We start from the raw sequence: 12,532 nt of genomic DNA on the forward strand, positions 1-12,532 counted from the left end.
GCTATTCGCCGGACACGGCCTCGGCGGCCCGATCCGCGTCATAGCGCTGCCGTGACCGCGCGACATACTCGCGATGGGAATCCGCCCAGTCGATGAGCGAATTCACCTGTGTGGACAGGGTTTCCCCGACCGCGGTCAACCGATAGTCCACGCGCGGCGGCGATGTCGGCGTCACCGCCCTGGTCACCAGACCGTCGCGTTCGAGGCTGCGCAGCGTGAGGGTCAGCATCCGTTGCGAGATGCCGTCGATGGACCGCTGCAACTGCGAATACCGGCGCGGGCCGTCACCGAGCAGCGCCATCACCAGCACACTCCATTTGTCGCCGACCCGATCCAGCACATCGCGCAGCTGGCAGATCGCCGCCTCGGCGCCGATGGGCGCGGAAATCTCCTCCACGGCACGCACATTCATGTTCGGTACGCGGGTTGAAGTGCCTTCTTCCGTCATCGCCCCATTGTCGGCAGGATTCAAGTCACGCACAAGAAGTAAGTAACGAACAGAAAGTGCGGTGACATGTCCGTCGACACTCCCCTCGACCTCGCGGCCCCGCCGCGCCGCCGCGGCCCGCGACCCACCACTACCAATCGGGAAATCCCGCACGACCAACTGGACCAGTTCTCGCCACCGGAGATTCGCGCATCCCTGGTCGCCTACGCGCGGTCGCTGCCCGGGGTCTTCACCGGCCCCAGCCAGGTCTCCGAACCGGCGTCACTGGCTTTGCGCCTGCACGCGCCCACCGGTCCGTGGGAGGCGTTCCTGCATCCCAGCCGCGACGAATTCGGCCACATCCACCACAGCGGATTCCTGCACCTCACCATTCCGGCCGAGCTCATCGAGCCACTGCGGGAAGCGAATTGGGTGGAGCCGCACCCGATCACCCTGCGGCCGGAGTGGCCCGCCACCATCGTCATGCTCTACGCCCCGCGCGACGAGACCGAACTCGCGGTCGCCACCGCCGTCCTGCACGCCTCCTGGCGGCAGGCCACCAGCAACTGACATCCGCACCGAGAGAAAGCGAATCACATCATGCGCGCAATCGCCTTCGGCGACTTCGGCGTAGCTCCGGCCCTCACCGAGCTGCCCGTCCCCGAGCCCGGTCCGGGCGAAGTGCTGGTCCGTATCGAGCATTCCTCGATCAACGGCTTCGATCTGGGCGTGCTCGGCGGCTATCTGAAAGGCGTATACGAGTACGAGTTTCCGGTGGTGCCGGGCAAGGATTTCGCCGGTACGGTGGCGGTCCTCGGCGCGGGGGTGACCGGCTTCGCGGTCGGTGACGCCGTCTTCGGCGTGATCATGCGACCCACCCTGGGGCAGGGCGGCTGGTCCGAATATGTCTCCGTACCAGCGGCTTACGGTGTCGGAGCCCTGGCGATCCAACTCGCCGCCGCGCGCGGCGCCACCGTCATCGCGACCGCTCGTCCCGGCGCCGAAACGGAATTCGTGACCGGGCTCGGCGCCACCGAGGTGGTCGACCATACCGCCGCGCTGTCCGATCAGGTGCGGGCCCGGGCGCCCGAGGGTGTGCACGCGGCCCTGCATCTGGCCGGTGACGGGGCCGCGGTCGCCGAATTGGTGCGGCCCGGTGGACGATTCGCCTCCACGCTGCACTTCGCGCCGACGGACTCCGGCCGCGACGTCAAGGCGACGACGATCATGGCCGATCCCAGCGCCGAGACCCTGAACCGGCTCGCCGCCGCCCTCGTCGATGGCGAGCTGCGGCTACCGGTGGCCCGGACCTATGCCCTGTCCGACGCGCCCGCCGCGGTCGCGGATTTCGCCGCGGGCACCCTGGGCAAGCTGGCCGTGGCCATCGCCTAGCCATCGGGGCCGCAAGCGCTTTCGGGCCGGTACGCGATTCGTACCGGCCCGAGCAGTGCAGCGGGTGTCAGCCCTCGAAGGTGCCGATCACATTGGGGTCGCCCACCGGAACGCTCGCGGCGGCGCAGACGTACTGCAGGTCCACCGTGGTGCGGGGCTCGATGCGCGCGCTCACGGTGCCGAAGTTGGTGCCGAACTCGTCCTGGCAGGTCACGGTGCCGCTGACGAGGTAGACGCGATCGGTGTTGTTGGTGCAGGTGATGCCCGAGCACTTCAGGCCCGGGGTCATCCCGCCGCCGCCACCGATCGGGAAGGCGCCCGCCGCCGGCGCGGTGAGCCCGACGGTTGCGGTGAGCAGTACGGACGCCACACCGACGCCCAGTGCGAAACGATGGCCCATTGAATGAATCTCCTGTTCTTGGCCCGACCCGCCACTGAGGATAGCGATGACCTTGCTCTCCGGCATAGGCGATACCTCTTATTCCGCAACGTTTTCCCGGAATTCCTCCCGAATCGGGCGGGAATCCCACAGAGCGGGACCGCGACTAGCGCGCCAGGGGTCTCCGCACGCTAGCGGGCGATGGGGCGGAGCACGATCTCGGTCGGGTGCGCGTCGCGCGGGGTCTCGACGGCATTGCGCACCGCCCGCGCCACCGTTTCGGGGGTGAGGAATTCCCGCGGCTCGTAGTCGCGGTTCTCACCGGCCACCAGGGCGCGCTGCATATCGGTGTCGATGCGGCCCGGATGAATCGAGGTGACGCGCAGGCCCGGTTCCTCCAGCCGCAGTGCGTCGCCGAAGGCGCGCAGCCCGAACTTGCTGGCCGCGTACGAGCCCCAGCCCGCATTGGCGCGCAGGCCCGCACCCGAATTGATCAGCACCACATGCCCGTTCCCGGCGCGCAGTGCGGGCAGCAGCAGCCTGGTCAGCTCGGCGACGGCGATCAGGTTGGATTCCAACGTATTCCGCCACTGCGCAACGGACGAATCGGCTATGGTTCCCAAGTCGGCGATCCCGGCATTGTGCACCAAAACCTCCAGCCGTTCGATCGGCTCCGCCGCGCGGGCGACCGCCGGATAGTCGGTCAGTTCGACCGGCCAAGCGGTGGAATCGGGCAATTCGCTCAGGATCGGTTCCAACGACTCCGCCTTGCGCGCGCCCAGCAACAGCGAGTGCGTCGGCGCGAGTTCCCGCGCGATGGCGGCGCCCAGCCCTCGGCTGGCGCCGGTGATCAGCGCGGTCGGCCGAGTACTGCCGTGCTCGAGGAAATTCGCCATGCGATCACGGTAACCGGGGGCGCGGCGGTGACGATGCTCCGGGCGTGGCAGTCGCGGCGCGCCCGGATCGATGCGGCGGCGGTGCACGTGTGGAATCGAAGCAGCGGATTCACGAAAAGGCGAACAGAGTGCAATCTGGCGATCAGGAGCCGTCCCCCCGCCACCCCGCGTCGGATACCCGGCGCGCATACCTGCGGGTTCCGTCGCAGAATAGGGCGATGACGCAACCGGGTTTCACACCGACTCAGCTCGCGGCCCGCGCCGCCTACCTGCTGCGCGGCAACGACCTGGGAACCATGACCAGCGCCGCTCCCAGGCTGTACCCGCACATGTGGAGCTGGGACGCCGCCTTCGTGGCGGTCGGCCTGGCCCCGCTGAGCGTGGAGCGGGCCGCCCTGGAACTCGACACGCTGCTGTCGGCGCAATGGCGCAACGGCATGATTCCGCACATCGTGTTCGCCAATGGCGTGGACGGATACTTCCCTGGCCCGTCCCGCTGGGAATGCCGCCGCCTGGCCGCCGACGCGCCGGACGGTCCCGACACCTCCGGCATAACCCAGCCGCCGGTGCATGCCATTGCGGTGCAACGGATTCTGGATCACTCCCGTAGGCACGGGCGCAGCACGCGGGCGGTGGCGGAGGAGTTCCTGCAGCGGCGCTGGCCGGATCTCATGCGCTGGCATCGCTGGCTGGCCTACGCCCGCGACCCCAAGCAGCACGGCCGCATCACGCTGTATCACGGCTGGGAATCCGGAATAGACAATTCCCCGCGCTGGGACCGCGCCTACGAGAACGTGATCGTGGGCCCGGACCTGCCGCCGTACCAGCGCGAGGACCTGCACGTGGTCGGCGATCCCACGCAACGGCCCAGCGATCGCGAATACGACCGCTACATGTGGCTGGTCGAGCAGATGCGGCGCTCGGGCTACGACGACTATCAACTGGCCTCGACCATGAGCTTCGCCGTCGAGGACGTCTTCGTGACGGCCATCTTCGCCCTGGCCTGCGATGTGCTCGCCAATATCGGCGAGGACTACAAGCAGCCGCACGCCGACGTGCGCGAGCTCTACGAATGGTCGGACTACTTCCGGGCGGGCGTCATCGCGACCACCGATGCCCGCACCGGCGCGGCCCGCGACTTCGATATTCGCGCCGACCGCTGGATCGACACCGAAACCCTGGCGATCTTCGCGCCGCTGCTCTCCGGCGGTCTCCCCCGCGATGCCGAACGCCGCCTGCTGCGCCTGTTCGAAGGCCCGCGCTGGTGCGGCCACCCCGACCTGCGCTACGCCCTCCCGCCCTCCACCTCCCCGGTCTCCAAGGACTTCCGCTCCCGCGAATACTGGCGCGGCCCGGTCTGGCCGGTCATGAGCTGGCTGTTCTCCTGGGTCTTCGCCCGCCGCAGCTGGGCCGAGAGGTCCTTCATGCTGCGCGCCGAGGGCGTGCGCCAGGCCAGCGACGGCAGTTTCGCCGAGTATTACGAGCCGTATACCGGTGCGCCGCTGGGCAGCATGCAGCAGTCCTGGACGGCCGCATCGGTTTTGGACTGGCTGGGCTGACGACGCGTTCTAGCTAACACTCAGACAACACGCCGCCGAGTCGCGTGGCCAAAGCGGGTAATCCCACATACCGTGCGTTTGCATGGTGCGACGAAACCGCCTGATCACAGTCAGTTTTGCGGCAGCGAGCATTCTCACGGTAATCTGCGCCGCGCCCGTGCAGGCCGAGAACGGCCCTGACGTCTCGTCCTGGCAGCACATCGACGGCCGCATGATCAACTGGTTCGCCGTCCGCGGCGCCGGGCACCAATTCGCCATGGTCAAGGCCACCGAGGGCCTGAACTACATCAACCCGTACTTCGTCCAGGACAGCCTGCTCATGCGCGCCGCAGGAGTGGCCCGCGGCACCTACCACTATGCCCGCCCCGCACTCCCGCCCGAACCGCAAGCCGCCCTCTACGCCACGATCGTGCTCGGCCAGAACGGCCTCCTGGACCTCCCGCCCGTCCTGGACCTGGAGGATTCCGGCGGCCTCCCACCCGATGCCCTCATCGACTGGACCCACCGCTATCTGAACACGGTCCAAACCCTCACCGGCCGTGTCCCCGTCATCTACACCTACCCTAACTTCTGGAAGTCGGCCCTGGCCAACTCCACCCAGTTCACCCGCTACCCCCTCTGGATCGCCGACTACCGCGGCAACGAACACCCCGAGGTCCCCGGCGGCTGGCCCACCTGGACCTTCTGGCAGTACACCGACTCCGGCGACGTCCCCGGCATCGCGGGCGGCACCGACATCAACATATACAGCGGCGCCCAAGGCGATTTCGCCACCTTCGCCAACCTCCCCTTCTCCGGCAGCGGCACCGGCAGCACGGGCAGCGGCTAACCCTGTCCGAACTCGCGCAGGGTGATTTCGCTGCTAGACGGAATCGCTGAATTCACCGCTGTCCACACTGGCGGTGAAGGCGTTCCACTCGCTAGCGGTGAAGGCCAGCGCGGGCCCGTCCGGGTTCTTGGAATCGCGGACGCCGACGTGGCCGCTGGACAGGAATGCGACTTCGACGCATTCCTTGCCGCCACCGCTGCGGCTGCTCTTGAACCACGTCGCTCCGGTCAGATCAATGTTCACGCTGGTACTCCTTCGCTACCTGCCGTAGCAAATTTCTGCTCGTCACGGCGTCGAGCGCCGCGTGCTGGATGATCGCCGACGCCCGGCGGTACTGCCGCACGTCCGTCTCTACCTCAAGGTACATGTCGCCGGTGTAGTTCTCGACATAGATAACAGTCGGCGCCGCAACCCCTTTGGGGTCTGCGGCGAAGTCGAGGATCACGAACGGGCCGAGAGTGATCCCGAGCGGGAATCCAGCCGTGAACGGCAGCACCCGGACGGTGATATTCGGCCGCACACTCATATCGGCGAAGTGCCGCAGCTGCGCCGCCATGACCGACGACCCACCGACCACGGTACGCAGTACCGCCTCCTGGAGTACGAGGTTGACAGTCGCCGGCTTGGCCTTGCGGGTCAGGATCATCTGTCGTTGCCGACCGAGCTGGATTCGCCGCTGCTGCTCATCCTCGGAGTCCTTGGGAAAGAAGATCCGGTTCAACGTGGCGGCGTACTCGGCGGTTTGAAAGAGGCCGGGCACGATGTCGGGACGATAGATGTCCAGGGAGCGGGCGTCGGTCTCCAACCCCACATACACCCCGAAGCTCTCGAGGATGACGTCACCGAAGCTGTGCCACCAACTCTTCTCCGCCGTCTGCCGCAGCAGCCCGATCATCGCTGCGGTCTCACCGTCCTTGAACCCGAGCACTTCACCCAGCAGTTGCAGATCCCGATCCCTGAGCTTGCCGAGTTCGCCACGCTCCAACCGTGATTGAGTACTGACGCTCCACTGCATCAACTCGGCAACTTCCCGCTGACCAAGGTTCGCCGCCTCACGTGCGCGACGGATGTACCCACCAAGCTGCCGCCTCGGCAATGACGGATGTCCTGCCTCAATAGCCATATCCCCACCCTCGACCTTTCAGTCCGGCAGCGATTCACTTTCAGTTTGACCGCCTACCTGGGGGTTTGGGCCAGATTCTGAGAATTGCAGTACGACACGCGCTGATCCGCGCCGCCGGTGGTGTGCTGTTCCCACACCCCGATTCCCCGAATCCCGGGAGGTTCCAACGATGTTCGACCACCCCGCGACCGCCACACGTGACATCGAGATCAACGTCCTGTGCGACGTGATCGACGCAGTCGAGGCGCTGCTCCAGCAACTCGAATCCTCAGACAGCACGATCGTCACCTCCCGCCCGGAGGCCTACGCGATCTTCATCCAGGCCGTCATAGCCAGCGCCCGCGCCACCGGCCACCACGGCGCCGGCACCCTCGCCACCGCCCCACTCCTCGACGCCATCCTCGCCGGCGCCGAGGCAACCCCCTGGGACAGGGCAATACTCACAGTTCTAACCAACAGCCTCACGGCGGGTAGCCGCAGAGAATCAGGCGGACTCTAAACCGCGGAAAGTCGTCGACCACCATGAATCTGCTTCAAGAAACGCTGAAGGGTCGATACGCGTCAGCACCGAACGGAGCTCGCGCGCCCGGTCGGAACGGCCCTCTGCACCCTGGTCGGCGTACGCGAAGATCGCAAAGTGATAAAGGAACTCGACGAATGCCCGAAGGCTTGAATTTATGGTTTCCGGTATGCCATCTTGAAGATCTATTTGAATGACTGATCCGGAACGGGTATCGAATAGGTACAGGATGTCGTCCTCGTCGGGGACGGTTCCCAGTAACACCGTGGGAATTATTCCATCTTCATCTTCGGGATGATATCTAAGATCCACCCTGCTATACATATCTATTCTTTCCGAGAACGCTCGGTAAAGGAAGGATAAACTCACGGGAAGCGAATCAACACTTGGGTACGAGTCCTCTGGAGCTTCAAAAATGGATTTCCATGCATCGATAGGAATCGAAAGGCTTCCTCCCCATGACTCCCATGCGCGCTGGTATTCTTCCGCGCTCACCATTTCATCCTCCATTAAGAGATCGCCTACTTGCATTCAAGATTAGCAAGAGATCTACCATTTCACCACCTTGATGATGACTGGAGCACCATCCGGAATATGGATGAGCTGGTTCCTGATCTGCTGGCCAATTCCATGATTGGTGATATCCTCCAACGCTGCAAGGTTGACGCGGGCATCCAGCCCTTCCAGCTGCAGCTCGACGAGATGGTCCATCTCTCTGGTTCTAAGGCGATCGAGGCGTCTGCGCCTGATGTAATCTGCCTTGGCTCGTAGCCAATCGTACTGGGTCTGGTTGATAACCTTCCGTGCTAGTAGTCGATTTAGCTCATCGATCTTTGCTCGATATTCTCTTCTAATCAGGCGCTTGTATTCTCTTCGAATCGATCTTTGCGCAGCTCCGCTTCTGGCTTGCACCGAATCTGGTTTGCGCGTGAGCGGATTCTTGCTTGATGCGCGCTCCATAATTACGGCTTTGCGTCGGAAGCTGTTCTTGGCCCAATGGTCTACCCTTGCCATCTGAACCTCATAGTGGCCTTGAGCGTTTCTAGTAGGCACAGGGGTTGGTGGTTCGACGTTTTCCTTCTTGTTCAGCGACTTATCTTTCAACTGCTGGTGACGGGATAGCCCTGGATTGGGATTCCCGCCACGAGTTCCGCCACCGCCACCAGGTGTGCCTGTCCCGGTCGGGTTGGGGCCGGATCTTGGTCCGGCAGGAGGAACAGCACCACTGGAGGAGTTTCTAGCACTGCCTGACGTACCGCCACTTGGTGACTGGTGTCCTGAGGGCGACCTTCGTGCAGGCGTTGAACCATGCGCACTTGCATGTGCGTTGACACGCGATCGCTCCGTTCGTGGCACTCGGGCTTCGAACTGCAGTTGTTGTTCGAGTTCGATGATGGCGTTAGCTGCTGATTGGTTGATGTCTGCTTCGGTGCGCAGGATCTCGCGCAGTGGCGCGCCGAACTCAGGGCGCTGATAGGCCTCGCGGGGGATTGATGGTGCTTGATCGACGATGCTGTTGGCCGCCTTGGCTTGTCGTGCCAGATTTGGTTTCGCAGTCGCGAGGGAAGGTTTCGTGTTGGCCGCGGGACCTTGGGTTTTCGGTGTTGGTTTGGTGGGTGCGGGTTTGGAGGTGCCGGGGGCTCCCGGTGTTCCCTTTCCGCGGATGCGGGGGCCTTTGATGGGGATGAAGAAGGCTCCGACACCTACGGTGGCGGAGCCGAGGGTTTCGGCGGGGTGGTCTGCGAATCCTGTCCAGTCGGTGCCGAGGAAGAATTTGGACCTTTCGTTGTAGCTGTTGAGTGCGGCGTGCCACGCGTCGCTCCAGGTCTTGCCCCAGCTTTGTTGGCCGGTCAGGGATTTGTATCCGCCCCACAGGGTGCCCACGGCCGCGGTGGTGTCGGCGAGAAGCATGCCGCCGATACCGAGGAGCAGCCCTTCCTGTGCTTCCCCTTGGGTGATCAAGTTCGGTTTGAAGCCGAGCAGGCCGCCGCCGATGTTGATGGCGTCGTTGAGCCCGGCGATGGCGGTAAGACCTTCGAGCATGCCCGCGGCATTGCGCAGTCCGCCTCTACCGAAATTGAGCACGGCCGCAGTGGCCTTCTCAGCGAGGCTGCGGGTGTTGATCGGGTTGCCGTGGCGGTCGAGGAGGATCTCAGTACCGTCGGTGTAGGTGATTTTGGTGCGGTCGCCGAGGCGGCGGACCTCACCTCGGAGGCCGGTGATGGGGTCGATGATCTCCTCGCGAAGGCGGCTCAACCAGTCGCGCCGGTATTCGGTGAGCTGGGTCGAATACCAGGCGTCCTTTTCCCAACCGGAGATGACTTCCCCGTTGACGCCGAACTTGACGTGCCCAATCCAGTTGTCGTCGGAGTCGAAGGTGTTTCGCCCGCCGGCGAACTCGACGATCTTCTTGCCGGTGATCGGGTCGGTGGAGATGATGACCGGGTTGTTGTTGCCGTCGAGGAAGTGTTCGGCGGGGCGGCCGTTGGCGTCGAGAATCCAGCCGCGGCCGGTGTTGTCGAGTTGGCCGGCGAACACGGAGGTGAGACCGCCGTGGGCGTCTCGGCCGGTCTGTGTCAGGGTCGTGAAGCCGTGCAGGTCTTGGTGTTCGTTGTCGTAGAGGCCCTGCCCGTTGCGGACACCGATATCGACGCCGATCGGGTTGCCGTTGGTGTCGTAGGACGGGGTCGCCACCCACGACCAGTTCGGGCCGACTGTGAACTGGCTGCTCGGCGCGCCGGCGGTCGAGGCGCCGGTGAGGAAGGTCTGGCCGTATCCGCCCTGAGCCGGGTCACCTGTCTCGAAGTACGACGAATGACCACCGACACCGGTGTTCCACCACCGATACCCGGGCCCGGTCTCAGCGCGCGCCACCCGCGCGGTCCCGACCACCACGCCATTGGCCTCGATGGTGACATCGACGGTGTTCAGACCGTTCCCTTCAGGGATCGTGTAATGCAGCGTGACCCCATCACCCAACTCTTGATCCCAGCTCTCACCGACCGTGTGGTCACCGATATCGGGAAACGCCAGCACATCCGGATTGACGACCGGGGCTTCGGGTTCCGGCGCTACCTCCACAGTGGGCATGAACGGCGCCATCTCCGCGCCAGGCACACCCGCGTTGCTCTCAGGGGAGTACATCTGCTCGAAGGCACTAGGCTTCCCGCCACCGGGTGCCGGGTTCGCGGGATTGGGCGCGGATGGATTCGACGCCGCCGGAGGCGTCACCGGTTGCTGTTGCACCGACGGCGGCTGGTCCTGCCCCGAAGGCGCCCGGTTCACCTGATCGCGAACCATGTCCTCCAACGACGCGGGAGGTGGACCTACGGTCGCGCCCGGTGGAGGCTCAGGACTGTACAAGTCCGTGGGCGACACAGGCCGGCCTACGGGCGACACCTGCACCGGACCTGCCGAAGCACCAGCCATCAAATCGTTGGCGTTCAGAATCCGCGCATACTTCGCGACAGCTTCCTCGGGCGAACGCACCGAGAAGTTGTGCACTCGGACAACAGTGTCGGAATTGTTGTTGCTGCCAGCAGAATTCACGTCTGCGCGAGCCGGGACCATCCGGTCCCAGGACGGGGCCTGCCTCGCAATCCATGCCGCAGAGTCCGACGCTGCGAGAGGAGTGATCGTCATCATGACTCCCCATGGCAACGGGCGGCAGGAATCCGACGTGTGACTGACGATGGCGCGGTATTGCCGCTGCGGCAGGTGGTTGCAGGACTGCAAATTTCGAGCATGGTTCGCACGCTTTCGGGTGTGGGTACGAAAAATCCCGAGCTGCGCGCAGCTCGGGATCGAAGGGTGCGGATTCCAGCCCGATGCGACCCAAGCCCACCGAATGTGACTAACTGTCTTGAACTCGAAGATGAACCCGAATCAGGGATTGTCTCGAGGGCGTGCGATCAGCCGGTCGGTCGCGGACCGAGCGAAATCCATTGAAAGTGCGCCTTTGCGGGAGATGCAGTTATGCCCCGAATCTCGACCACCCCAGGGCGCTCGACTGGTGCGTGTGGTGGATTGCCCCGGGAACTGGGGTGAAGGCACATCTATAGCGCTGTACCGATCGTCACCGAAGAGGACCCGCTTGTCAAGCCCGCTTGCGTAACGCAGCGAAACCTGCTGCTAAATCCCGAATTCAAGTTCGATGGCGGATTGCTCCACACCGCCTGGGCCGATTCGATCTCGAACCGGTGGCTTGAATCAGTTGAGCGTCTTGCGCATCCAGATGTGGGGGATGCCCGCGTCGTCGTCGATATCCCCGTAGGCGGTGTAGCCGAGGCGTTCGTAGAAGCCCTGGGCCTGGGTTTGGGAGTGGAGTTCGACCGCGGTCAGGCCGCGCTGGCGGGCGCGGTCTTCGATGGCTCGGACCAGGGCGACGCCCAGGCCGGTGCCGCGAGTTTGCTTCAGGACGGCCAAACGGCCGAGGACGCCGATGTTTTCGCGGACGAGCAGGCGACCGGCGCCCACCGGTTCGCCGTCGAAGCGGGCGAGGAAGTGGTCGGCGGTGGCATCGAGTTCGTCGAGTTCCAGTTCCCGAGGCACGCCTTGTTCGGTGACGAAGACTTCGACGCGGATGGCGTAGGCGTCGGCTAGGTCCTGTTCGGTGGAGACGGTGACAACCTCGATCATGAGGTCAGCATGCCTCAGGGCTCGGCGGCGCAGGGTGGTGGGGGAACGTTGCGGGAGAGGGGGCTGCCGGGGGGGGGGATTGATGTAGAGGACGGTCAGGCGCAAGGGGTTCGGGCCGCTGTTGCGGGCCAGGTGCGCATTGGCGCGGCCGCTGGGTTCGCGGAAGACGCGCCATGGGCGTTTGGTGACGGGGGCGCAGTCCAGGCCCGGGTGATCGAGGGCGCTGCCGGTGACCAGCACCAGCAGCGTTCCGTCGTGAAAGTGCCAGCCCGTGCGGCCGCCCGGGGCGATTAGGGTCTGCCGCAGGACGACTTCGCGGCCGAGAAGGGTGAAGCGGGCCAGTTCGCGGCTGGCCGTACCGATCGCCGGGGGCGGATTCGGGCGGAAGCCGTTACGCGGATCGCGGTGGAAGAGCGCCATATTCGGCATCCTCGCGCACGGGCGTCGGCGCGTAGCGGCCGGAGGCGAGCTCAGTGCTCGTCGTAGTGCCCGTCGTGGGCGGCGTAGCGGTGGCCGTCGTGGATGTAGTCGACGTGGTCGCCGTGCGGGACGGCGACGTGGCCGCAGCCTTCGCCGTGCTTGTGGTCGTGGCTGTCGTGGGCCACGTGAACGGTGGGTTCGCATTTGTCGAAGTGGCCGTCGTGGGCCTTGTGCAGGTGGCCGTCGTGGACGTAGTCGACATGGTCGCCGTGTGGGACGGCAACGTGGCCGCAATCGGCACCGTGCACATGGTCGTGATCGGTGTGAGCGGCATGAGCGGTGGTCATGG

At 64.9% G+C, this 12,532-nt stretch carries 14 protein-coding genes; 5 read left to right on the plus strand and 9 right to left on the minus strand.

Annotation, left to right across the window (positions count from 1 at the left end):
• Window position 1: 1 nt before the first annotated feature.
• Complete coding sequence (locus NC4_RS05105) at window positions 2-448, minus strand: winged helix-turn-helix transcriptional regulator (RefSeq protein ID WP_245721497.1); 447 nt, start codon at window positions 446-448, stop codon at window positions 2-4.
• A gap of 66 nt (window positions 449-514) precedes the next feature.
• Between NC4_RS05105 and NC4_RS05110 the strand changes: the two genes are divergently transcribed.
• Both NC4_RS05110 and NC4_RS05115 read left to right on the plus strand, forming a co-directional pair.
• On the plus strand, window positions 515-997 hold the full coding sequence (locus NC4_RS05110; protein WP_067532970.1) for a luciferase domain-containing protein: 483 nt from the start codon (window positions 515-517) through the stop codon (window positions 995-997).
• Between the two features lie 30 nt (window positions 998-1,027).
• A complete protein-coding gene (locus NC4_RS05115) occupies window positions 1,028-1,819 on the plus strand; it encodes an NADP-dependent oxidoreductase (protein WP_067532973.1) in 792 nt (263 codons plus the stop codon).
• 67 nt (window positions 1,820-1,886) lie between these two features.
• Here NC4_RS05115 and NC4_RS05120 read toward each other — a convergent pair whose 3' ends face one another.
• Together NC4_RS05120 and NC4_RS05125 are read right to left on the minus strand one after the other, a co-directional pair.
• Window positions 1,887-2,219 carry a hypothetical protein gene (locus NC4_RS05120; protein WP_157554298.1) on the minus strand — a complete coding sequence of 111 codons (333 nt, stop codon included), beginning with the start codon at window positions 2,217-2,219 and terminating at the stop codon, window positions 1,887-1,889.
• Between the two features lie 170 nt (window positions 2,220-2,389).
• Entirely contained in the window at window positions 2,390-3,094 is a 705-nt protein-coding gene (locus NC4_RS05125; protein ID WP_067533257.1) for an SDR family oxidoreductase, read from the minus strand.
• A 218-nt stretch (window positions 3,095-3,312) separates the two neighbouring features.
• On the opposite strand from NC4_RS05125, the gene ggh reads away from it, so the two are divergent.
• On the plus strand, window positions 3,313-4,653 hold the full coding sequence (gene ggh / locus NC4_RS05130; RefSeq protein WP_067532979.1) for a glucosylglycerate hydrolase: 1,341 nt from the start codon (window positions 3,313-3,315) through the stop codon (window positions 4,651-4,653).
• A gap of 82 nt (window positions 4,654-4,735) precedes the next feature.
• Window positions 4,736-5,482 carry a glycoside hydrolase family 25 protein gene (locus NC4_RS05135; RefSeq protein ID WP_067532982.1) on the plus strand — a complete coding sequence of 249 codons (747 nt, stop codon included), beginning with the start codon at window positions 4,736-4,738 and terminating at the stop codon, window positions 5,480-5,482.
• Between the two features lie 33 nt (window positions 5,483-5,515).
• Here the strand turns inward: NC4_RS05135 and NC4_RS05140 are convergent, their stop codons facing one another.
• Window positions 5,516-5,725 carry a DUF397 domain-containing protein gene (locus tag NC4_RS05140; protein WP_067532985.1) on the minus strand — a complete coding sequence of 70 codons (210 nt, stop codon included), beginning with the start codon at window positions 5,723-5,725 and terminating at the stop codon, window positions 5,516-5,518.
• Window positions 5,715-6,605, minus strand: coding sequence for a helix-turn-helix domain-containing protein (locus NC4_RS05145; RefSeq protein WP_067532988.1), 891 nt, complete (start codon window positions 6,603-6,605; stop codon window positions 5,715-5,717). The genes NC4_RS05140 and NC4_RS05145 overlap by 11 nt, the downstream gene beginning before the upstream one ends.
• Before the next feature lie 169 nt (window positions 6,606-6,774).
• Between NC4_RS05145 and NC4_RS05150 the strand changes: the two genes are divergently transcribed.
• Entirely contained in the window at window positions 6,775-7,104 is a 330-nt protein-coding gene (locus NC4_RS05150; RefSeq protein ID WP_067532991.1) for a hypothetical protein, read from the plus strand.
• On the opposite strand, the gene NC4_RS38690 is transcribed toward NC4_RS05150, so the two are convergent.
• From NC4_RS38690 to NC4_RS05165, 4 genes are all read right to left on the minus strand, one after another.
• A complete protein-coding gene (locus tag NC4_RS38690) occupies window positions 7,090-7,635 on the minus strand; it encodes an SUKH-4 family immunity protein (protein WP_169814724.1) in 546 nt (181 codons plus the stop codon). The genes NC4_RS05150 and NC4_RS38690 overlap by 15 nt on opposite strands.
• A gap of 39 nt (window positions 7,636-7,674) precedes the next feature.
• Window positions 7,675-10,425 carry a hypothetical protein gene (locus tag NC4_RS05155; protein WP_157554300.1) on the minus strand — a complete coding sequence of 917 codons (2,751 nt, stop codon included), beginning with the start codon at window positions 10,423-10,425 and terminating at the stop codon, window positions 7,675-7,677.
• A gap of 909 nt (window positions 10,426-11,334) precedes the next feature.
• Entirely contained in the window at window positions 11,335-12,183 is an 849-nt protein-coding gene (locus tag NC4_RS42180; protein ID WP_245721498.1) for a GNAT family N-acetyltransferase, read from the minus strand.
• Window positions 12,184-12,233: 50 nt separating this feature from the next.
• Window positions 12,234-12,530, minus strand: a complete 297-nt coding sequence (locus NC4_RS05165; RefSeq protein ID WP_067532998.1) for a hypothetical protein — start codon at window positions 12,528-12,530, stop codon at window positions 12,234-12,236.
• Between the last annotated feature and the right edge of the window lie 2 nt (window positions 12,531-12,532).

Source organism: Nocardia crassostreae (assembly GCF_001613405.1).
In the GTDB taxonomy this organism is placed as follows: domain Bacteria; phylum Actinomycetota; class Actinomycetes; order Mycobacteriales; family Mycobacteriaceae; genus Nocardia; species Nocardia crassostreae.

What these genes read in the sequence shown, in the direction of transcription:
- NC4_RS05105 (WP_245721497.1), bottom strand. Translation starts at nt 448, where the DNA reads ATGACGGAAGAAGGCACTTCAACCCGCGTACCGAACATGAATGTGCGT.
- NC4_RS05110 (WP_067532970.1), top strand. Translation starts at nt 515, where the DNA reads ATGTCCGTCGACACTCCCCTCGACCTCGCGGCCCCGCCGCGCCGCCGC.
- NC4_RS05115 (WP_067532973.1), top strand. Translation starts at nt 1,028, where the DNA reads ATGCGCGCAATCGCCTTCGGCGACTTCGGCGTAGCTCCGGCCCTCACC.
- NC4_RS05120 (WP_157554298.1), bottom strand. Translation starts at nt 2,219, where the DNA reads ATGGGCCATCGTTTCGCACTGGGCGTCGGTGTGGCGTCCGTACTGCTC.
- NC4_RS05125 (WP_067533257.1), bottom strand. Translation starts at nt 3,094, where the DNA reads ATGGCGAATTTCCTCGAGCACGGCAGTACTCGGCCGACCGCGCTGATC.
- ggh (WP_067532979.1), top strand. Translation starts at nt 3,313, where the DNA reads ATGACGCAACCGGGTTTCACACCGACTCAGCTCGCGGCCCGCGCCGCC.
- NC4_RS05135 (WP_067532982.1), top strand. Translation starts at nt 4,736, where the DNA reads ATGGTGCGACGAAACCGCCTGATCACAGTCAGTTTTGCGGCAGCGAGC.
- NC4_RS05145 (WP_067532988.1), bottom strand. Translation starts at nt 6,605, where the DNA reads ATGGCTATTGAGGCAGGACATCCGTCATTGCCGAGGCGGCAGCTTGGT.
- NC4_RS05150 (WP_067532991.1), top strand. Translation starts at nt 6,775, where the DNA reads ATGTTCGACCACCCCGCGACCGCCACACGTGACATCGAGATCAACGTC.
- NC4_RS38690 (WP_169814724.1), bottom strand. Translation starts at nt 7,635, where the DNA reads ATGGAGGATGAAATGGTGAGCGCGGAAGAATACCAGCGCGCATGGGAG.
- NC4_RS05155 (WP_157554300.1), bottom strand. Translation starts at nt 10,425, where the DNA reads ATGGTTCGCGATCAGGTGAACCGGGCGCCTTCGGGGCAGGACCAGCCG.
- NC4_RS42180 (WP_245721498.1), bottom strand. Translation starts at nt 12,183, where the DNA reads ATGGCGCTCTTCCACCGCGATCCGCGTAACGGCTTCCGCCCGAATCCG.
- NC4_RS05165 (WP_067532998.1), bottom strand. Translation starts at nt 12,530, where the DNA reads ATGACCACCGCTCATGCCGCTCACACCGATCACGACCATGTGCACGGT.